This window comes from Xenorhabdus kozodoii (assembly GCF_002632875.1).
GTDB lineage: Bacteria > Pseudomonadota > Gammaproteobacteria > Enterobacterales > Enterobacteriaceae > Xenorhabdus > Xenorhabdus kozodoii.
Genome location: NZ_NJCX01000022.1, coordinates 1 through 20347, shown reverse-complemented (window position 1 = coordinate 20347; position 20347 = coordinate 1). Strand labels below are relative to the sequence as shown.

At 40.9% G+C, this 20347-nt stretch carries 18 protein-coding genes, 1 tRNA gene and 5 pseudogenes; 13 read left to right on the top strand and 11 right to left on the bottom strand.

The window, feature by feature from the left end:
• Positions 1–261 precede the first annotated feature (261 nt).
• A complete protein-coding gene (locus tag Xkoz_RS14525; protein ID WP_208615271.1) occupies positions 262–807 on the top strand; it encodes a GNAT family N-acetyltransferase in 546 nt (181 codons plus the stop codon).
• Positions 808–861: 54 nt separating this feature from the next.
• Here the strand turns inward: Xkoz_RS14525 and Xkoz_RS14520 are convergent.
• Both Xkoz_RS14520 and dnaQ read right to left on the bottom strand, forming a co-directional pair.
• A tRNA-Asp gene (locus tag Xkoz_RS14520) sits at positions 862–938 on the bottom strand.
• Between the two features lie 136 nt (positions 939–1074).
• Positions 1075–1824: a DNA polymerase III subunit epsilon gene (gene dnaQ, locus Xkoz_RS14515; protein WP_099142844.1), complete on the bottom strand. Its 750-nt coding sequence runs from the start codon at positions 1822–1824 to the stop codon at positions 1075–1077.
• A gap of 62 nt (positions 1825–1886) precedes the next feature.
• On the opposite strand from dnaQ, the gene rnhA reads away from it, so the two are divergent.
• On the top strand, positions 1887–2357 hold the full coding sequence (rnhA, locus tag Xkoz_RS14510) for a ribonuclease HI (RefSeq protein WP_099142843.1): 471 nt from the start codon (positions 1887–1889) through the stop codon (positions 2355–2357).
• A gap of 8 nt (positions 2358–2365) precedes the next feature.
• Here rnhA and Xkoz_RS14505 read toward each other — a convergent pair whose 3' ends face one another.
• Positions 2366–3082, bottom strand: a complete 717-nt coding sequence (locus Xkoz_RS14505; RefSeq protein ID WP_099142842.1) for a methyltransferase domain-containing protein — start codon at positions 3080–3082, stop codon at positions 2366–2368.
• A 51-nt stretch (positions 3083–3133) separates the two neighbouring features.
• Here Xkoz_RS14505 and gloB point away from each other — a divergent pair, with 51 nt between their 5' ends.
• The 5 genes from gloB to Xkoz_RS14480 all read left to right on the top strand — a co-directional run bounded on the left by gloB (position 3134) and on the right by Xkoz_RS14480 (position 6887).
• Positions 3134–3889, top strand: a complete 756-nt coding sequence (gloB, locus tag Xkoz_RS14500; protein ID WP_099142841.1) for a hydroxyacylglutathione hydrolase — start codon at positions 3134–3136, stop codon at positions 3887–3889.
• 72 nt (positions 3890–3961) lie between these two features.
• The gene (gene mltD, locus Xkoz_RS14495) at positions 3962–5293 is read left to right on the top strand and encodes a murein transglycosylase D (RefSeq protein ID WP_099142840.1); all 1332 of its coding nucleotides are present in this window, start codon (positions 3962–3964) and stop codon (positions 5291–5293) included.
• Positions 5294–5441: 148 nt separating this feature from the next.
• Positions 5442–5993, top strand: a complete 552-nt coding sequence (locus Xkoz_RS14490; RefSeq protein ID WP_208615270.1) for a MepB family protein — start codon at positions 5442–5444, stop codon at positions 5991–5993.
• 119 nt (positions 5994–6112) lie between these two features.
• Complete coding sequence (locus tag Xkoz_RS14485) at positions 6113–6403, top strand: putative quinol monooxygenase (protein WP_099142838.1); 291 nt, start codon at positions 6113–6115, stop codon at positions 6401–6403.
• Between the two features lie 103 nt (positions 6404–6506).
• Complete coding sequence (locus Xkoz_RS14480; RefSeq protein WP_099142837.1) at positions 6507–6887, top strand: RidA family protein; 381 nt, start codon at positions 6507–6509, stop codon at positions 6885–6887.
• A 341-nt stretch (positions 6888–7228) separates the two neighbouring features.
• Here the strand turns inward: Xkoz_RS14480 and Xkoz_RS14475 are convergent, their stop codons facing one another.
• The 3 genes from Xkoz_RS14475 to Xkoz_RS14465 form a co-directional block, all read right to left on the bottom strand.
• Positions 7229–8047, bottom strand: coding sequence for a tail fiber protein (locus Xkoz_RS14475; RefSeq protein ID WP_244183483.1), 819 nt, complete (start codon positions 8045–8047; stop codon positions 7229–7231).
• Positions 8048–8647: 600 nt separating this feature from the next.
• Positions 8648–9073, bottom strand: coding sequence for a transposase (locus Xkoz_RS14470; protein WP_244183486.1), 426 nt, complete (start codon positions 9071–9073; stop codon positions 8648–8650).
• Positions 9074–9095: 22 nt separating this feature from the next.
• Positions 9096–9419 (bottom strand): IS630 transposase-related protein, encoded by a 324-nt coding sequence (locus Xkoz_RS14465; RefSeq protein WP_099142835.1) that lies wholly within the window; start codon positions 9417–9419, stop codon positions 9096–9098.
• A gap of 201 nt (positions 9420–9620) precedes the next feature.
• Here Xkoz_RS14465 and Xkoz_RS14460 point away from each other — a divergent pair, with 201 nt between their 5' ends.
• The 3 genes and pseudogenes from Xkoz_RS14460 (at position 9621) to Xkoz_RS14450 (ending at position 12145) form a co-directional block, all read left to right on the top strand.
• The gene (locus Xkoz_RS14460) at positions 9621–10409 is read left to right on the top strand and encodes an SDR family NAD(P)-dependent oxidoreductase (RefSeq protein ID WP_244183482.1); all 789 of its coding nucleotides are present in this window, start codon (positions 9621–9623) and stop codon (positions 10407–10409) included.
• A gap of 470 nt (positions 10410–10879) precedes the next feature.
• Positions 10880–11038 (top strand): annotated as a pseudogene (locus Xkoz_RS25945) (ISAs1 family transposase); the annotation flags it as partial.
• 369 nt (positions 11039–11407) lie between these two features.
• Positions 11408–12145, top strand: a complete 738-nt coding sequence (locus Xkoz_RS14450) for a class I SAM-dependent DNA methyltransferase (RefSeq protein WP_099142833.1) — start codon at positions 11408–11410, stop codon at positions 12143–12145.
• Positions 12146–12511: 366 nt separating this feature from the next.
• On the opposite strand, the gene Xkoz_RS14445 is transcribed toward Xkoz_RS14450, so the two are convergent.
• Positions 12512–13603: a PfkB family carbohydrate kinase gene (locus tag Xkoz_RS14445; protein ID WP_099142896.1), complete on the bottom strand. Its 1092-nt coding sequence runs from the start codon at positions 13601–13603 to the stop codon at positions 12512–12514.
• A 947-nt stretch (positions 13604–14550) separates the two neighbouring features.
• On the opposite strand from Xkoz_RS14445, the gene Xkoz_RS14440 reads away from it, so the two are divergent.
• Positions 14551–14808 carry a hypothetical protein gene (locus Xkoz_RS14440; RefSeq protein ID WP_099142832.1) on the top strand — a complete coding sequence of 86 codons (258 nt, stop codon included), beginning with the start codon at positions 14551–14553 and terminating at the stop codon, positions 14806–14808.
• Positions 14809–15365: 557 nt separating this feature from the next.
• Positions 15366–16625 (top strand): NupC/NupG family nucleoside CNT transporter, encoded by a 1260-nt coding sequence (locus Xkoz_RS14435; RefSeq protein WP_099142831.1) that lies wholly within the window; start codon positions 15366–15368, stop codon positions 16623–16625.
• A gap of 241 nt (positions 16626–16866) precedes the next feature.
• Here the strand turns inward: Xkoz_RS14435 and Xkoz_RS14430 are convergent.
• Positions 16867–17307, bottom strand: a pseudogene (locus Xkoz_RS14430) (IS630 family transposase); the annotation flags it as partial.
• Between Xkoz_RS14430 and Xkoz_RS23060 the strand changes: the two are divergent.
• Positions 17299–17418: pseudogene (locus Xkoz_RS23060) on the top strand (IS110 family transposase); the annotation flags it as partial. The pseudogenes Xkoz_RS14430 and Xkoz_RS23060 overlap by 9 nt on opposite strands.
• A gap of 214 nt (positions 17419–17632) precedes the next feature.
• Here the strand turns inward: Xkoz_RS23060 and Xkoz_RS14425 are convergent.
• The 3 genes and pseudogenes from Xkoz_RS14425 to Xkoz_RS14415 form a co-directional block, all read right to left on the bottom strand.
• Complete coding sequence (locus tag Xkoz_RS14425) at positions 17633–18133, bottom strand: hypothetical protein (protein WP_208615269.1); 501 nt, start codon at positions 18131–18133, stop codon at positions 17633–17635.
• A 99-nt stretch (positions 18134–18232) separates the two neighbouring features.
• Positions 18233–19064, bottom strand: a pseudogene (locus Xkoz_RS14420) (integrase domain-containing protein).
• A 1196-nt stretch (positions 19065–20260) separates the two neighbouring features.
• Positions 20261–20347: pseudogene (locus Xkoz_RS14415) on the bottom strand (IS5/IS1182 family transposase); the annotation flags it as partial.

The following is a 20347-nucleotide window of genomic DNA, read 5'->3' as shown; positions in this document are numbered from 1 at the left end:
GAGGGCGCGTTTTTGTTCTGGTGTCAGATGAATTTTCATGGTCGTAAGCATGATCGGGTTTGGATAAAAAATCAAGCATCTTCAATGGCGATTGGTATATACGCATTAAACTTCAAGTTGCAATTTACAACACGATATGAAACCTGATTTCTCCCCGCTTTGCGGGGAGAAATCACACGCATCTTGAAGTTAGATTGGTATACATGGCAAAAATTTTATTGTAGGTTATTTAATCGCTTATCATTTCAAAATCAATAACACATGACAAAATCCAACCCTATATCTGGTTCAATCGTAGTTCCAGTCGTCATGCAATTAAATGCTATCAATACAAAACGCGATCAACTTATCCACTTGCTGCATGATTGCGTCGAAAGTCATGCCTCCATCGGCTTTATTGCACCATTAGAAGAGAACGAAGCGGAACAATATTGGCGAGATGTTGAAGCAGATCTCACATCTGGTCATCGATTACTGCTTATCGCGTTAGACGGTGAAAATATCGCAGGTTCAGTACAACTTTCTCTTTGCAAGAAAAAGAATGGCCCACATCGCGCCGACGTGGAAAAACTGATGGTACACACCGCTTACCGCCAGCGTGGGATAGGTAGGAAATTAATGAATGAACTCGAACGCTTAGCGAAACAATATCGACGCCATTTATTAGTGTTGGATACACGCACTCACGATCCAGCTTCCGCGCTTTATCGAAAATGTGGTTTTATTGAAGTCGGGCAGATCCCCAATTTTGTCATCGATGCCAATGGCGAATTTTCAGGGACAACCTATTTTTATAAGTTGATTTGAGATGTTCTGTAAAAAACGAAAGCCCTGAGTCAAAAACTCAGGGCTTATAAATTCTGGCGGTGCGGACGGGACTCGAACCCGCGACCCCCGGCGTGACAGGCCGGTATTCTAACCAACTGAACTACCGCACCGCAGGGTGTTCTGGTTGAGAACGGGGTGGATAATACGGGCTACACTAAAATCCGTCAATCGCTTTTTATAACAAAATGGTTCATTTGCACAGTTTTTCACCTCAATCATGCACTTATCACCATTTTGCCGCTGTTTTTAATGGGGCTGTTCAGGTTTTCGGCGCCAAAGACAACTTCCCCCTTTCTTTTCCACCAAATCCAAACGAGATTCATGCTGGATTAATTCTTCATCAGAAGCATAAACAATTTTCAGTCCTGCCTGCGGACGAGTAATTTTCTGGATTTCTGCAACCTGCGTACTGCCTGATATCTCCCCTTCCATTGAAAAAGCCAATGATGTCTGGCCACCGGTCATGGCCAGATAAACATCAGACAGAATTTCGGCATCAAGCAATGCCCCGTGGAGAGTACGCTTTGAGTTATCAATATGATAACGGTCACACAATGCATCGAGGTTATTACGCTTGCCGGGAAAAAGTTTCCTCGCCAATGTCAGGCTATCTGTAATAGTACAAAACTCAGCGGTGGGGGGAATATCGCGCTTCAGTTTACTGAATTCATAATCCATAAAGCCGATATCAAACGTTGCGTTATGAATAATCAACTCAGCCCCACGAATAAACGCAATGAATTCATCCGCAATATCAGCGAATTTCGGTTTATCCTGCAAAAATTCATCACTGATGCCGTGAACCTCAAACGCTTCGGGATCAACTAAGCGTTCCGGTTTGATATAAATATGAAAATGGCGTCCTGTCAGACGACGGTTGATAACCTCCACAGCACCAATTTCAATGATGTTGTGTCCCTCATAGTGAACACCTAACTTGTTCATACCGGTTGTTTCGGTATCGAGGACGATTTGACGGGTAATAGCAGTGCTCATAGTGTTTTTTTATGTCAGACTTAGAGTTTGATTAAAGACGATATAGGAAGAGTCTACCAAAGATGAACAAACAGGTAGAAATTTTCACCGATGGTTCTTGCCTCGGCAATCCTGGTCCCGGCGGATATGGCGTTTTACTCCGCTACCAACAACGAGAAAAAACCTTGAGCGGGGGGTATTTCCGCACAACCAATAACCGCATGGAATTAATGGCAGCCATAATAGGGCTGGAATCGCTCAAACGCCCCTGTACCGTGATCTTGACGACGGATAGCCAGTATGTGCGTCAAGGGATCACCCAATGGATCCATAACTGGAAAAAACGCGGCTGGAAAAAAGCCGACAAATCTCCCGTCGTCAATATTGATCTCTGGCAGCGACTTGATAACGCTATCTCACTACACGACATTGATTGGCGCTGGGTCAAAGGCCACGCCGGACATCGTGAGAATGAGCAGTGTGATGAGTTGGCTCGCACAGCCGCTAATCACCCTACCCAAGCGGATAATGGCTATATCGAAAGCGAAAATTAGCCTGCCAATTAATCGCGTCGGTGAATATTTTTCACTGCACCCAACGCATTACTGAATCTCGGTTTCAACAATGTCGCCCGCATGGGGTTTAATGTCAACGGTATTGTCCGCTTGCGGGCAATAATCACATTCAGACAACCCAATATTGACAGACAGGCGTTATCAAGATGCTTTCCCGTTTGCCACGGTAAAACATGAAAGTTAGCATGATGAATAACTTCATAATTAAGAAGACGCAACCAATCAAGTTGGCGCAACATTGAAAACATCTGAGCCTTGCAAGATTGCCGACGATATATCGGGGTAATCACTTTCCTGAAACCCAATAGACTTATTGGATTGAAGCCACTGATAACTAGCCAGCCATCATCGATCATGATCCTATCAACTTCTCTCAAGAGCCAATGAGGATCAATGCTGTAAGTCAACATATGTGCCAACAAACAGGCATCAACCGATTTTGTTGCAAAGGGGAGGTAATTGGGATCAGTAATGACATTCATATTCTGCCCTTGTAACCCAATATTGACTTGATGGCTGACCAAACAGGAACGCGTATCAATTTCGGCGCTTAAGTTACCGATTTTCACTAAATGAAAACCAAAGATCTTTGGCCACCACGGTTCCAATTGACGTTCCAGGGCGACGCGGTAATACTCTCCCCACGGTAACTCAACCCAAGAAGCAGGGGGGGTTATTTGCTTGATTGAACGTGCTGATCGCATGTCATCTTCCTTTCAACCGACTATAAACCTACTATGAACATGAGGTGTATAATGGAGCTTATCAGGGTTCCTGTCCTTTCAGATAACTACATTTGGTTACTTTGTGATACAAACAAGCATTGTGTCATTATCGATCCCGCTGAATCACAGCCCGTCATTGATATTCTAGCAGCAAATCAGCTTATTCCCGCCGCGATCCTGCTGACACACCACCATCATGATCACGTTGGCGGGGTTCCTGGATTACTCAAACAATATCCCGGACTCCCCGTATATGGTCCTGGGGAGACGCAAGGCAAAGGGACAACGCATATTGTCCATGAAAATAACACCATTAAAATAGAAAGTTTTTCTTTCCGTGTCATAGAGCTGCCCGGACATACACTTGGTCACATTGCATTCTATCAGGCCCCTTATTTATTTTGTGGAGATACCCTGTTTTCTGGCGGTTGTGGGCGTTTATTTGAAGGCACAGCCGAACAAATGTATTCCTCTCTGGAAAAGATTTCATTATTACCCGATGATACATTGATCTGCTGTGCCCACGAATACACTGTGGCAAATATGAAATTTGCAAAAGCGGTATTACCTAACAATCAGGTTATTCACGATTATTATCAAGAAATTCTTAAATTACGTGAAAATAACCAGGCAACCGTCCCGACAAATTTACAAACAGAGAAAAAAATCAATGTTTTCTTAAATTGTCACGATATTGATTTACAAAAAAATATCGGTATCAAACCGAATTCAATACCACTTTCTTCTATATTTCAGCAGTTAAGAGCTTATAAAGATCGATTTTAATTTTATTGGGTTGTCTTCTCGGTAATAGGCCAGTATTATTGCTCGCCTTTTAGGCAAACATCAGAAGAGAACATGAAGACAAAAGCGATCCTGTTCACCTCTGTTCTTCTTGCTGGGTGTCAATCGAGCCTACAAACAGAGGCTCCTTCCCAGCAACAAGCACAGAAGATGTCTTCAACGAATCAGAAAGTAGACGGTATTGCAGAATCCGATGATCTCGCAAACTGGAAGGTAAGTCCGACAGCCCAACAAGATTTATGGGGACATATCCGCGATGAGTTGAAGATGGAAGTTCCTGATAATAGCAGGGTGAACGAACAACAAGGCTATTATTTGAAACACAAGAGCCATATCCAAAATGTGATATTACGTGCAGAACCGTACATTTATTGGATAGTTGAGCAACTTGATAACCGACATATGCCAATGGAACTGGTATTGCTGCCCATAGTGGAGAGTGCTTTTGATCCTCATGCCACTTCCTACGCTAAGGCGGCAGGTTTATGGCAGATTATCCCAAGTACAGGCCGTTATTACGGTCTGAAACAAGATAAATGGTACGATGCTCGTCGTGACATTGCAGCATCAACAACCGTCGCCCTTGATATGCTTGAATACCTCAACACCCGATTCAATGGGGATTGGCTTTTGACTATCGCCGCTTACAACAGCGGAGAAGGCAGGGTTATACGTGCAATCAAAGACAATCAAGCCCAAGGGAAACCAACAGATTTCTGGTCATTACCACTGCCACGGGAAACAATGCACTATGTTCCCAAGATATTGGCACTGAGTAATATCATTCGCCATAACGAAAAGTTTGGTTTCAAATTCCCGAAGCCTGACAACCAACACGCACTGGCGAAGGTCGAAATAGGACAACCAATCATGTTGTCACAAGCGGCTGAGCTAGCTGGACTGTCGTTGACATCAATCAGGGCATATAACCCAGGCTATAAACAGGGTATGACGTCTCCTTATGGGCCGCATTACATCATGCTGCCGAGAAAGAACGTCCACCAATTTAAGGCATCCTTGACAGATAAAAACGTCTTGAAAGACATCCGGCTGGCGGTTAAACACAATAGCCACAAGTTGCAGCAACAAAGCCACTATACGGTTCGTGCCGGAGATACATTGTCAGCGATTGCAAAACGCTTCAAGACGACTCACCGCGAGCTACAAAAGCTGAACAATATAAAAACAGCGGATAGGCTCAAGATTGGTCAAGTCCTGAAAATAGATAACAGTGGTCCGGTCACCTATCATGTGCGTAAAGGCGATTCATTTTTCAGCATCGCTAAACGCCACGGTGTAGATCTTGATGATTTGATCAATTGGAATAAAGACATCAAAGCCAAAGAGATAAAACCGGGTATGGCCCTGACCCTTTATCTTAATTAAGCGCGTTTATTCCCTCCAGCATAAGCCCCTGTCTTTTTAGACAGGGGCTTATGCTATTTACAATAAAATGATAACGTTGTCTTGCATAATTTCATACAAGCAATCATTTCCTGTTGATTTAATCATATCAAGAAAGAGGAAGTACAAATTGGCGTCATTAAAACAAAGTATAAATAACCTGCCTGATATCTTTATCGAAATAAAAGAGTCTCTTCTACTTCCTTCTGAGTACCCATTAACGTCTGTTCCCTACCTCGAAATAGAAAGCCGTGATTATCATGCCATACGGTTCCAACTGGATGGTAAATCAATCGTTTTTCGTCAAGCTAAAACAACACCGAATAAACAAGGGCAATTTGTTACCCTCTGGAAAAGGCCGACTCCAGATTCAGAAATAATGCCTTTTGAAAAAAAGGATAACATTGATTTTTGCCTAATAGTGACCTTTTCAGAACATCAAAAAGGCATTTTTTTGTTTGACTCACCTATACTGATAAAAAAAGGTATTTTCTCAAGTCAAACCAAATCAGGCAAAAGAGGTATTCGAGTCTATCCTACCTGGGTTTTCCCTACATCAAAACAGGCAATTGAAACACAAAAATGGCAATCTTTATATTTTATAAACCTCAATAACCAAGAAACTGCCATTGAACAATTTAAGAATATTTTTTTGAACATAATAACAAAAACAGACAATTGAACTGAGTGACTATAACTTGTTTAAACCTTAAATTTAAGGGTATATTATTTCTTAGGAATTAATAAAAAGTGTTTACATTGAATTTAAACACTTCATCAAAAAACATAAGGTCAATAAATATGTATAATCATGGATATTTTGTCACAGCAGAAATTAAAGCTAACGAGAATGCAGATCTTGATATCGTTGTGAAAGAACTAAAAACGTTGCAACAGAAAACACGCTTAGAGCCAGGCTGTGAAATATTCTTTATCCAACAATCTCGTGAAAACCCACACACTTTTATTATGTGGGAAAAATTTACTGATCACGAGTCATTAAAAAAACATTTTGAATATGAGCATACACAACATTATTTATCCTTAAACTTGACCGATATTGTACAAGTTTTTACGACAGATACGCTTTGACATTAGAATAACATACTCAGACATTTCAGGTCACAGATCAGACAATCACAATGCAATTCGAAAAATAAAGGCATATAGGTCGAAATCATTAAGGAGAATTATTTTGGTTATTCGCATAAATTATGATAATTTGCCTCAAATCAAAGGTCCCTATGTACATGCCACCAAACATCATGGCCTGTTATATGTTTCAGGTTTAACGGCTCTTGGCACAGAAGCACAAAACCAGGATGTTGAATCACAAACGTTTTCCATTCTCCAACAAATTACCTCAATACTTGAACAGGAAAACCGGCATAAATCAGATTTGGTAAAATTCACTATTTTCGTTAAAAACATTAACCAACTTCCATTAATTCGTCCATTGTTATTTGATTTCTATGAAGGAAATTTGCCTTCTTGTTCTCTGGTTGAAGTATCCAATTTCATTCACCCAGATTTGCAAATAGAGATTGAATCTATTATCGCGTTGCATAACCCATAAATGTCCTATTTCAAGTTGCAGCACGATTGGTTACGCTGCAACTTGCCAATCGATTTTGCTTTCTTTATACCGTTTATTACAAAACAATAAGGCAATCCGGCTATCAAATAATTAATGATTATCACTATTCTAAAAGACAAACTCATAAGGTAAAGGTAATTTTAAGCCTTTCCATTAACTATGTGCTGTGTATTCGCCCGCTTCTTACTGGCAGGCAATGTGAGTATATGATATTCACAAGGGATGTTGTTTAGACATCCATGTCTCGATACCGAAAAATTAGCCAATCTAAGCAACCAAAGTAAGGACAGAGGGGCGGGTTGGAATGTATTAGCCCAGAATTAAGCTGCTCTTACTATGTAATTGAATGAGATGTTACGAGGACGAGTTTCTGTCCCTGTTGAATTAGCAATCGCATTATCCATATAACCATAACCACCAGACCCCATTCCTATAGCAATTCCCAATCCTCTGGGATCAGCTCCGTAGTTAATGTTTGTGTTGACACTATTGAAAATGCGGTTTCCTGTACCTAAATTCTCGGCTCCGGCAGTTGAGCTGGACCACATACGATGAACTCTGTGGCTATGTGGAGCGATATCTGCCACTTGATTAGAAAGTAGTTGTCGCCCAGCGTCGACTCCTCGCCCATTATCCCAGCCGCGAATAAACTCCCCTCGCAAATCAGGTAGCACGCCAGAGGGATAAGCAAGCGCAAGTTTCGGATATCTTACTGTATCAAACGAGGCACCATTACATATTAGCCAGCCTTCTGGCGGTGTTTCCGTAGGCCAAGGAACAGGCACCCCGACAGGAAAGGATAATTCTTCCATTAATGACTCTATTCCAAGGTTCTGAATAAACTGTTTCTTATCCGGTATATCTGCTCCGTTCTGGTCTTTCGCTAAGCGGGTATTGGCATTGTCATTTGCGCTATTAGCGACATTGTTCGCATTATTGGCGCTGTTGTTCGCCGTACTCGCCAAATCATACGCCGTTTTAACGGCCTTTGGTGTTGCTGCCATCGTCTCACTATCACTACCCGTATCATTGCTCAGAACAACAAATCCTTTATCTTGCAGTGTTGCATCTGGATGGTTACGGCTTTGAGCGTGTTCTTCAATGGTTTCTTTGACGTATATGGGGGTTGTAACGATCACAAGCGTACAATCTTCTGCAACAGGTACATTAGGCTTTTTATCTTGCATAATTATTCCCTCATTTAATCAACAATACATATTGCTAAATAACATGAAGGCGGTGGGGAAACTGCTCCGCCTGTGAATATCAATAAAATCGGCTCATCAATATTGGAAAGTACGGTTTGAATTCCGTTTGGGTGGCATGTTCTGATGGCAGAATGGCATAAAATGACAGGTCAGGAATTAATAAAAACCGTCTCAGCACTGAGAAAAATTAATACAATAAGGCGGCCACACAGATTATTGAATAATCGGCATGGTAATTCCTATAACGGTAAAAATTCAATCAATTCAGGAGACCAATAATACTCTACATTCAATAAAAGGTATTCACTATCAGCACCAAATTTCAAATTCACAACTCACTGAATTACGCCTCCGCAAACAGACAAATTTTATAATTCATCACCATTCATATTGTAGTAATGGACCTATACCAATCCAACTTCAAGTTGCCGTTTGCAAACCAATGGAAGTGCTTATAACAAAATCAATATAACCTGACACATTCAATATGCTCCGTAAACAGCTCATTAACTGAACACCTTTTTTGTCTTCTTATCGCTTTTGCTTCCCCCATTTGTGTTCGATGGGATTCAAATCGGGACTATAGGCGGGAAACCATTCCAGTTGGCATCGGCTGTCAGCTATCGCTTGTGTCGTGTCATTTCGTTTATGGAAAGGGGCATTATCCATCACTATCACCGCCCCGTGTGGGAGCTTGGGCAGTAAATCTTGCGTCACCCACGCATTAAAAACATCGCCATTCATGTTCCCGGTAAATAAGCTTAAGGTGACGAAGGTATTTTCAATAATGGCGCCAATGGCGTTAATACGCCCTTTGGCGGGCCAGTCATGCGTTCCAAAACAGCGTAGCCCTTTTTCCGAATCCCCATGTTTACGTGGCATCGACTGAGCAAAACCACTTTCATCCAAATAAACAATGGGTCTGCCAGTCCGTTCATCGTCGCTGATTCGCGCGATAAAGGCTTGACGAGCCTGAGGATCAGCGCGAGGGTGCTTTAGTGTTTTTTTTATGGGTGATCCGAAGCCGTTTCAAGGCGTAATGAATGGCCGATTGTGAGACACCTAAACGTTTTGCTCTTTCCCATTGATAGTCATCGGGAAAGTTTTGGACATCCGCAATGAGCACCGCATCAGGGATTTTCGTGGCGGGCTTATCACGGGTCATGCAAGGTTCTATCTTATTGCACCACCGAAACAAGGTACGCATGGAGATGTCAAAATGGGCACTCGTTTGCTCGAAAGTCAACGAATGCTTGTCCTTGTATGCCAGTACTCTCTTTCGAAAATCTAAGCTATAGCCCATCTCGTGTTATGCCTTGTCATCTTAGGTTTAGATATTATGTCATATTAATATGATTCTGCTATAAACCGTCAATCGCTTCACCAATCGTTGGCGTGACATCAGTAGAACAACTTCTTAATAATGATGAAATTGCTGCATTGGAGGAGTTCTATACTCCGCATGTAAGAGCCGAGTTATCCTAAAATAGTTAGTGGGGGATTTATGAGAGTCCAAAAACCGATCAATTCAGGATTCAACGCGTCATCAACAGCCTCGGATGTACTTAAAGGTATTGATATTAAAGGTAAGACAGCTTTTATCACAGGTGGACATTCTGGATTGGGGTATGAGGCGACTAAAGCGCTATCAGAAGCAGGTGTTCATGTGGTGGTGGGGGCAAGGGATATGGGGAGTGCATCTAATGCCTTAAGTGAGCTGACCAATATTACCATTCTTCCACTTGATCTTTCGGACATAAATTCTGTCAGGACATTGGCAGCTTATGTCAATGCTAATAGATATCTCTTTGATTATGTGATTTGTAATGCTGGCATCATGGCTTCTCCAGAAAAACGAGTTGGCCCAGGATGGGAATCACAGTTTGCGACAAATCATATTGGGCATTATGTACTGGTGAATCTCATATGGAACAATATCCGATCTGGAGGGCGAGTAGTCTGTGTTTCATCTGCTGGTCATCATAATTCTCCAATTCGATGGGATGATATTCAGTTTACCCGTGGTTATGACAAGTGGGTGGCATATGCACAGTCTAAAACGGCTAATGTGCTTTTTGCATTGCAACTGGATACGTATGGAAAAAACAGGAACATCAGGGCATTTTCTTTGCATCCGGGAAAAATATTTACCCCACTCCAGCGACACCTGTCTTATGAAGAGATGGCAAACGAGGGATGGATGGATAGGGATGGTAATCCGATTGATCCCACCTTTAAATCTCCAGCACAAGGGCTGCAACTGAGGTATGGGCAGCAACAAACCCGGCCTTGAATGGACTGGGGGGACTTTATTGTGAAGATTGTGACATTACCGGACTTGCATCAGATTATGAAAGATCCTTTGTCGGTGTTTGTGAATACGCGATTGATCCGTCGGAAGCCTTAAGACTATGGAATTTCACAGCTAATCTTACAGGTGTAAATGTATTTGCAGATAACTAAATCGCAAGTAATCTCGTGACAACCTAAGGTTCCGGACAGCATATTATTTTTTATGATATTAGGAAGTCTAATCCACTGTATTTTTCCCCTTTGAAGGAGGATTGAGACAGAAATTGAGAAGGCCATCACATCACTACAAAACGTCTGGGGCACGGTTTTTATGAACAGCGCCTGATCCGTGAGCAGGTGATTAACCTGACCGGCCAGCATTATTTGCCGGGACACCAGAATGACGAGGAGCAATTTAAGGCGCTGATGAATGTCGGCGTGCGGGCTCAGCAGGCCTTTAACCTGGTGCCGGGGATTGCCCTGTACCATCGGGCCGCCGAAAGCAACGGTAAAGAAGACCCAGTTACCCGACAATTGATTGAATGACTGGCGCTTGATGGGGCGATTGTCACCCAGGATGCTTTACATTATCAAAAAGAAACCCTTGAGTTAATTAACCCGAGTTCTGGATAAGGAATTGACGACGTGGTCAGTGAACGAAGCGTAAAAGGTCAACTTTCCCACCGTGGTTCACGTTGGGTTACAACTCGGCGAGAATACCGGGAAGAGTCAAGAGAGTTTCACATTAACAGGATGCTGATGCTATGAATAATATCTGCTAGTAGCGTTACAAAAATAATTATATCTAATTTTTTTTCGATAAATTAATCTTTGGGATTAATCCGGCGACAATCCACATCGGGCTAAAACCAGAGTTTACGTGGGTTATATCCGCATGAATTCCGTTCTAAATCGCCATCAGGTTAATAATAATCTGCCTATCAGACTTATTTCATAAAAATAAATAGGCAGAATGACTTTTTATCAGGAGCTTTACTAATGGATGTACGAGAAAATTATGATGCTATTGGGGAACATTATGAACAGTTTTCCAATACGGTTGCACAACGAAAATCTGAACTCCATGACATACTCAATATGGTTGGTGATATACACGGAAAATCAGTACTGGATTTAGCCTGCGGATATGGTTATTTTGGTCGGGAATTACATCAACGAGGGGCATCAAAAGTTGTCGGTGTCGATATTTCTGAAAAAATGATTGGACTGGCCAAAGCTAAATCAAAGCAGTGTGGTGATGACATTGAATTTTACGTACAAAACGTATGCGAAATGAAATCACTCGGAAAATTTGATATCATCATCGCGGCTTTTTTATTCCACTATGCACAATCCACGGATGAACTTGAAACCATGTTTCAGGCCGCGGCTAACCATTTAAAACCCTCTGGTAGATTAATCGCTTATATGGCGTCGCCTGATTATCGATTAGAAAATGGAAACTGTGATAATTATGGTTTTACAATTTTGAGCGAGGAGCCTTGGAAAAATGGTTTCCGTTATCAGGCTGAATTTCTGACAACTCCCCCCAGCCCTTTCACCTTTTATCGCTGGAGCCGGGAAAGCTACGAAATTGCAATTAAAAAAGCGGGACTTGATCGTTTTGACTGGCAAAAACCAACAGTCTTAGAAAACGATTTAAAACGTTATCCCCAAGGTTTTTGGGATATTTATCTGCAAAATTGTATCCATACCGGGCTTGTTTGTCAGTTTTAATCTTGTCGACTACTATTTCCACATTGACGGGCGTATTTCACCCCATTATATCTTTCCTTTCATATTTTTTGGTGAGCGAACAATATTTTTGATATTCCTCACCAATTTTTTGGATGTGATGTGTCTAGCCGAGGGAATAGGCATAATCTCAACAGTTTGCAGTTTTTAGGCTTATTTGGAAGTGTATAGGTTTTTGGTAAAAAACTATTCATCGCCATAAAGAAAAATAATTAGGTGTGGAAGCGTAGGAATTTGTCATAGAGGACAGATTAAAAAAATTGCCGGGTTTTGGCCCGGCTTTAGCCAAATATCCTAAGTCCTTTTATTTTTATGTTTTATGATGTCTGTAGGGAAAAAAATGCAATATCAGAGTAAGGCCAGTAACTTTTCAACAGCGAAAGAAGACAGGGTAAGTGAATAAGTTAATTCTGTCTCCAGTACGTGGGCGGCGCATTGTTGTGCAAACTGTACACTTTCCTGAAAATCCATGCCGACTAAAGCGCAATGAACTAACCCTGCCATCATGGCATCACCGGAACCCATAGTATTGACAATATTGACAGGCAGTGCCGGCAAATGCCCGGATACATAATCCAGTTCACTATAATACACACCTTCAGCGCCCATACTTAAAATTACTCTCTGAACCCCTTGTTCATGAAACCATGACGTTACCGATTGGACCTCTTTTATTGAGTTAATTTTAATACCGCTGATTGTTTCCGCTTCCAATCTATTGGGTCTAATCGTATGAATATAGGGTAACCAATGACGTATTATTCCGGCTTTATGTGTGGAAACCGGATTAACAAATATTGGGACATTACCTGAATGTCTAAATAACCACTCCAGTGCATCCCTTGTCAGATTGCAGTCGATAACCAGTATTCCCGCCCGTTCAATTAGAGATTTTGACTTGTTCAATAATTCAGGCGTGAGTTTGTTCAAAATAGCCATATCACTGACGGCAGTAATTTGTATCTCGCCATTACTATCAATTATTGAATGATAGGTCGATGTTCTTTCATCATTTAATTTGTGAGCGTGCCCCAAATCAACACCGGCTAACTGGGTTTCTCTAAAAAGTCTTTTTCCATTTGAGTCGTCACCAAAAACAGAGATTAAATAGCTTTCATTTTTTAACATGGCAATATTATGTGCAACATTTCGAGCAACACCACCTAGCGTATATTTTGTTTTCCCTGGGTTGGAATCTTTTTTAAATAATTCATTAGATGCGTAGCTAGTGATATCTATGTTGGAAGCACCGACGGTTACGACATAATTTCCACTGGAAAAAATATAACCTTTACCTTTTATATAGCCTTTTTTTTGTAAGTTCAGGATATGCCCTGCGACGCTTGAACGACTGATACCAATAATGTCAGCGACTTCTTCTTGGGTGAGAAAAGGATTTTTCCTGAGAAGTTGCAATATTCTGAATTCCAGGTTACCCATTTTCCTCATATTATATCCTTCAATCCTTTTATTGTTTTCAACCATATTTCTATTCCATTGGTTAAGGGGAGTAAAGCTCATTTTTATATGTTGTATCTGTTGTGGGAAAGAGATCGTAAATTTAATGATATATAACTTTTCGCTAAAAATGTGATTATAGTCTTAAATTTTGTGCCAAAAAATAGCAAAAAATCAGGATATAAAAAAAATTAGCATGATAACCATATTTTATGCTATTAAAAATTTAATAAAACCAATGTGTTGAGGTTGTTATGAAACATTTTAGACAATGGGTTTTAATTTTACTTGATAGCGAAAAATCATCATGAGGTAATGATGTTAAATTACATGAAAGCGTGATGTTTATCACGTTTACTTTAGGTTGAATGTATAAGTGAGGATATATTGCCGATGTTATGTTTTTTATTATATCAAAAACATTTTTTGAAATGTAGAAAACATCGTTTCTGATAATTATATTAGTTGTGGTTTATATACCGGTATGGTGTCTGGACCAGTGAATTCGATAAGTGTTATCAGCCACAATTCGCAAGTTTTTATGTGTGCCCGGTTATTGTAACCTGCCCAGTAATGTGCTCTCCTGAACAGGTCTCCATACCGATCATATAAAGAGTAAATCATACATTAGCTCTGACAAGGCAACTCGTGGCTTAATGAAAACAGTGTTGTCATTTATATCAATGCCATGCACTGAATTGTTATGATAAACCTATAGGCATTGATCCGTTTTTCGTTAGTTCAGCGAATTAGCTGCGCTCAATCGTTTCTACACCCACCTTTGACGGCACCAGACTTTTGTAATCTGACAAATGTCGCTTTTTTTGTAATCAATTCAGCACCTAACTGCATATGCACTATTATTAGTGTTATGTGTAATTTGATTCTAATTTGTCCTAAAAATTGAATACTGGGGTTGGGGGGATTGAATGAAAATAGAGTACGCCGTAATAGGTGCGAATAAAGCAGATCGATATACTCTAAAAAATAATAAGTTAGGTGGTTTGTGCCCTCAATCTTTGGCTGAAATCTGCGCTGAGGATTTTAGTAAACATGATGGATGGGGAGCCTACTGGCCCATTGATATAGTGGTCTTCGTTGATGGCAAATTAATCGGTCTATTCACCGTCGCACAGGAGTTTAATCCAATATTTACGGCATCAATGTTGGACTTATCACAAACCTGAACATTGTTTGGCCTTTGAAAGCGTCTTTACCGAATGAGAACGAGCATTCCCTGGCATGATTTATCGCCAGTACTTGGTAATGCTCATCTTCAAGTATTTATCTGGACTTGCGGATAAGGGGTGTTTATTGATGTTGTTCTCATCGCTACCACAACTCCATCCCAATAGTAGGCTGTAATGTTGCCCCGTATCCATATCCCAGTTTTTAGTTATTTCTAATATCAATCAATGACGCATTTAATTTATAAAACCATCGCGACTTCTGAAACCTCAAATGTCACCGCGTACCAAACCAGTAATATGACAATCATAATTTCTCTCGGGTGTGACAAAATTAGACAGTGAATTACGTCACGTTCTACCATAGAAAGCATTATTTTTTATTAAAAGGGAAACATAATTTTACAGATGGTGGGGTTTTTTCCTGTGCGGAATAAGAAGTAAAAATGCCCACCACAAAGACTATTCTGATACAGAAGAACAGGGTGTCTATTTTCAGAATTAGATATAGATAAAAGTCAAATTAAAATCAACCAAATGAGGAAAATAAAAAATAAATGGATATTTTTCGTGGCATATTCGGCATTGCCTTACTCCTGTGCATTGGGTACGTATTTTCAGTTAACAAAAAAAAGATCAGCCTGCGTACGATAGGTGCAGCCCTGTTATTACAAATCAGTCTGGGTGCCATTATGCTTTACATTCCTGCTGGAAAATGGCTCATTCACAAACTGGCCAGTGGCATTAATGCCATTATTGCTTACAGTGAAGCGGGAAGTTCATTTATCTTTGGTAGCTTAGTTGGTCCTAAAATGAATGAACTGTTTGATGGCGCGGGGTTTATTTTTGCATTCCATGTATTGCCCGCCATTATTTTTGTCACTACCCTGATTTCTGTTTTGTATTATCTTGGTATTATGAAATGGGTGATCAATATCTTGGCCTATGCATTCCAAAAATCCATGAATATCAGTAAAATAGAAGCCTTTGCGGCGGTCACAACCATCTTTTTGGGGCAAAATGAACTCCCGGCAGTTTTAAAACCTTTTGTTAACAAAATGAACCGTAATGAACTATTCACCGTGATGTGCAGCGGTATGGCTTCGCTTGCGGGCTCTATGTTAGTCGGCTATGCAGGGTTAGGGATTCCGATAGAATATTTGTTAGCGGCATCGTTGATGGCCATTCCTGGGGGGATCTTGTTTGCTCGATTGCTCAGCCCAGCAACGGAGCCTTCCCAGGTACAGTTCGAACAAATTTCATTTAGCGAAAATCGCCCCTCAAGTGTCATCGAATCCGTGGCAAACGGTGCCATGCTCGGATTAAGAATTGCCGTTGGGGTCGCCACAGTGGTTATGGCATTCATTGCCCTAATTGCGATGATAAACGGTGTAATTGGTAGCATTGGCAACCAATTTGGCCTGGCGGGTATCAGTTTAGATAGTGTATTTGCCCATATTTTTTCGCCCCTTGCTTACTTAATGGGGGTCAGTAAGGAGCATGCAGATCTGGCGGGCAACCTGATCGGACAGAAGTTAGCAATTAACGAATTTGTCGCGTATGTAAATTTTTCTCCTTACCTGACGGATACAGCCGTTAGACTGGACCCTAAAACAATTGCCGTGATTTCATTTGCACTTTGCGGCTTTGCTAACTTCGGTTCTATTGGGGTTGTCGTCGGCGCTTTCATTGCAGCAGTGCCAGAAAAAGCCGCTAATATCGCTCAACTCGGTATTAGAGCACTATTAGCAGCAACCTTATCCAATTTAATGAGCGCCACCATTGCAGGATTATTCATTGGATTATCAGCTCAATAAATGGATTATCCCATTATTTTGTCCGTTGAGAATGGCTGGCAATCTAAGTAAGGTGTATTGGTTGTTATTTGGTCGCAATATCTTTACGATAAATTATTGTGATAAAAATCGCATAATATATTTTTTATATATACCAATCTAACTTCAAGTTGCCGTTTGCAAACCAACGAGAGTGTTTATATCTCCCCGCTACGCGGGGAGATATAAGACGCATCTTGAAAGGCGATTGGTATATACGCAATTAACTTAAAGATGCAGGAATTAAAGTCTGGAAATTATCTGTCAGTCGGGTAGTTAATTCCTGTGCTTTTTCGGGTAATGTGACATGGAAAAAATGATGAAGAGTTTCACGGAATGTTTTGGCATCCGGGAAATAGATATTGTTTCTTACCTGTTCATTCACATACTTCCATAATCGCTCAATCGGGTTGAGATTAGGGCTGTATGGCGGCAGATAATGCAACTCGATATTCAGAACTTCGGCAAAAAATTGCACAATTTCAGCACGGTGGTAACCAGCTCCATCCAGAATGAGATGAATTTTTTGCGACAGCGGATAAGTTTCCCGGATTGAGCCGAAAAACAGGACGACATTTTTCGTGTTAATCGTCGGATATTCACGAATAACCGTCTCTTCAATCTGTTGCAAATTGAGGGCGCCCATGATGTTAAGGCGGGTACGGCCAAAAAAGTGGCTCTTGTGGCTTGTATGCGCAAACTGCTGACTATCTTAAATGCGATGATTAGAAAAGATGAAGAATGGAATGATTCGTATCAGCAGATAACGCCATAAAAATCGTGTTCAAGACAGTTGCTTCTGATGCTAAAAGCACGGCCTTGATACGGTCACGTACGCACCCATCACGAGTCATATCGTGCATCAATTCGAGGGCGTCTTTTTGAGCCTCTGTCAGAGGTAATTTTCATGGGTGCGATCCTGCTCTGATACGAATGAAAAATCAAGCATCTTCAATTACGATGGGTATAACACATCCATTAATTTTCTATCACATACCTTCAATTTTATTTAATATAAAAATATTAACTATATAATCAGTATTTTCATTAAACATAAGCTGATAGATAAATGACCCCACAAGAAAAGTACTTCCAAATATAAATTTCCAGTTCCGTTTGAATACATAACAAGAATTCCAAATACTTTTGAACCTTCTCACATTATCTAATTTTTTAAATAAAATATCTCTTTCATCATCAGAGATATATAATTTTATTATTTTCTCCTTTATGGCCTTCTCCGTTTTTGCGAAACTATATTTATAACCAATGGAAAAAAGCTTATCAAAAAAGAACATCAAGCTGAGTGTAAAAGCAATTATTTGAGCTACTTTATTTGGAACGCCCCAGCACCCTATACCTATTAATAATGACCATTCCGCAATTGTATAGTGCTGTAATTTCCCCCACCATTTATTCATGTTTCTAGCATATTTTTGTATCTCTTGTTTTATTTCTGAGAATGCGGGCGATCTTTGACAACGTTTCAAAATATATTCCTTAATAATTTATTATTAAAAAATGATTTAATAAAAACTATAACCATGAGTATAAAATTAAAAAAAATATATATTATTTTACCTCATGGTTTATTTCATTGAAATCAACGCTCTCGCTTCCTCACGGCTAAAACCATTCTGCTGGTAAAACGCCAGAGCATCCTGTGTCCACGCATAACGCAAACTGTGAGGAGAATGGCAACCGGTTAAACCGATTTTTGTTGTATGTGTCCGCCAGTAGTTCATGGCCTGTTTGAGATCAGGTTTATTAATCAACTTGCTGTCACGTTGTTCCGCAATGATAATTGCCTGTTCGACGGCCTCTTTCACTGCGGCAACATCCAATAGCAACATCCAATACACGGGTTTGCCGTGGTCGGCCGCCTTTTGTACCGAAGACAACATGCAGTTTCGGCTCTGGTTGCTCTAACTGTTTTCGCCAGCTTTTCAGTGAAACACTACATTGCACCGCTTCCTGAGAACGTAATCCCAGTAAGCGGGCGAGTTTCAGTGTGACGGCAAACCCGGCATCACGTTCAAGGGCTTTTTGATAAACAACCTGAAACGTAGCATCAGTGATTGCTTGTTTCGTTCCGGCACGGCTGGTTCCGCTTAACCCCAATGCCTGATTGCTCAAACGTGGCGAGGTTTCCAGCTTTTCCCGGCCTGCCATGCGGAAGATATTACGCAGTGCCGCCATTTCATTTTGCACTGTGCGCTTGGCAATGCCCTGAGATAAACGGACATCAACATACTGTTCTACATGTTTTGTTTTCAAATGCTTCAGGCTTTTAATCTGAATATTCAGGCTCAATAACAGCGCGCCCAAACGACCTGCAATCCGAATACGGTCATGGCAGGTCTTATGGCTGCCACCACCCTGTCGGGCAAAAAATTTTAATTCTTTAATCAATCGGCTCATCAGTTTCTCCCGCTACTTATACCTAATAGCATGCGATCTCTGGCGCGCGACCGTTCGAGCAAAACAGAAAATACTGGCCTTGCCCTTGATCGATATCTGTGCGCCAGAGTGAACGCAGGTTGAGGTATTGCGGGGCATCGGTTGAGTACGCAGTACTGCCGCCTGTGTTAACAGGCCATCCCCACCGGCTAAAAGCCAGCCTCGATATCGTCAATTTCTCCTTTTTCAATCTAAAAATGCAGTGTCAGATTCACTGCTTGGTGAAGCAGGCGTGAGCCTGTAATGGTTGTGCTGCCTTTTGGCTGCGGCGTCACTTTCAGCGATAAATCCGCAAAAAGTGACGCCTTGAGTTCTGTAAACAATCAACAAAAATCGTGCGAACGTTGAAGTGCCATCAGGCACAGCAAAACGCCGTAAAGTTAAATGTCAAACGGTAGTCATGTTAATGGATTAGCTGTAGAAAGATTGTCTGTTGAGTAATTCAAACAGGGATAGATAAAAGTATGAACAGATACGCAAAAACTATCCTGTTGTTCATTCAAGAGAAATAGGATTTATGTTGATTTGAAACACCAGTGTATGAATCCACGTTCAATACACTTCAGTGACAAGATAAAACACCTTTTGGCGTATTTTTAGTTTAAGAGACCTTCATTGCCAGACGAGGGTTTAGGTGTCTTGGCAATATCCGCTTCCAAAGGTGGGCAGATGTACCGCAATTCTTGCTCTCCCTTTCAGGCTACAGGAGTTTTTTCTTCGCCACCCGAAGGTGATCCTGACAGGCGATGGATCATTAGTGTAAGTGGAATATTAACGGCTGTGGTGAGTAGGGTCAACAGCTTATGTTACGGGTGAATTGGAATTTAATCCATCAAATATAACTTCATAATAAGACTAGTTTTATCAGCCTACTTTAACTCATTTTATCCATCAATATGTTATATTCTTTAGCTTTTCTCTTTGACCAAATTTAGCTAATGAATCAATATCTATTAAGTTTCTTATCTGTGTAGCCAGCCTATGTCGTCTTATTCGGTGGCTATTCAGTCTTTCTATCGACATGACTTATGCTTGGAAATAGATTTAAATGACTGCTGAATTTAACTTACATCAAATCTACGATCATAATCTGAACTTTCTTGTCGGTGCTGGTGCTTCACATGGCTTTCTACCGACGTTAGCACTAGACGATGTCGTCATGAGATTTTCAGCCAAAGAACAAGGCAACGGATTTGCACTGCGGCAAGAAAAGACGCGCTATTTTTTGCATAGCGAGTGGCTAT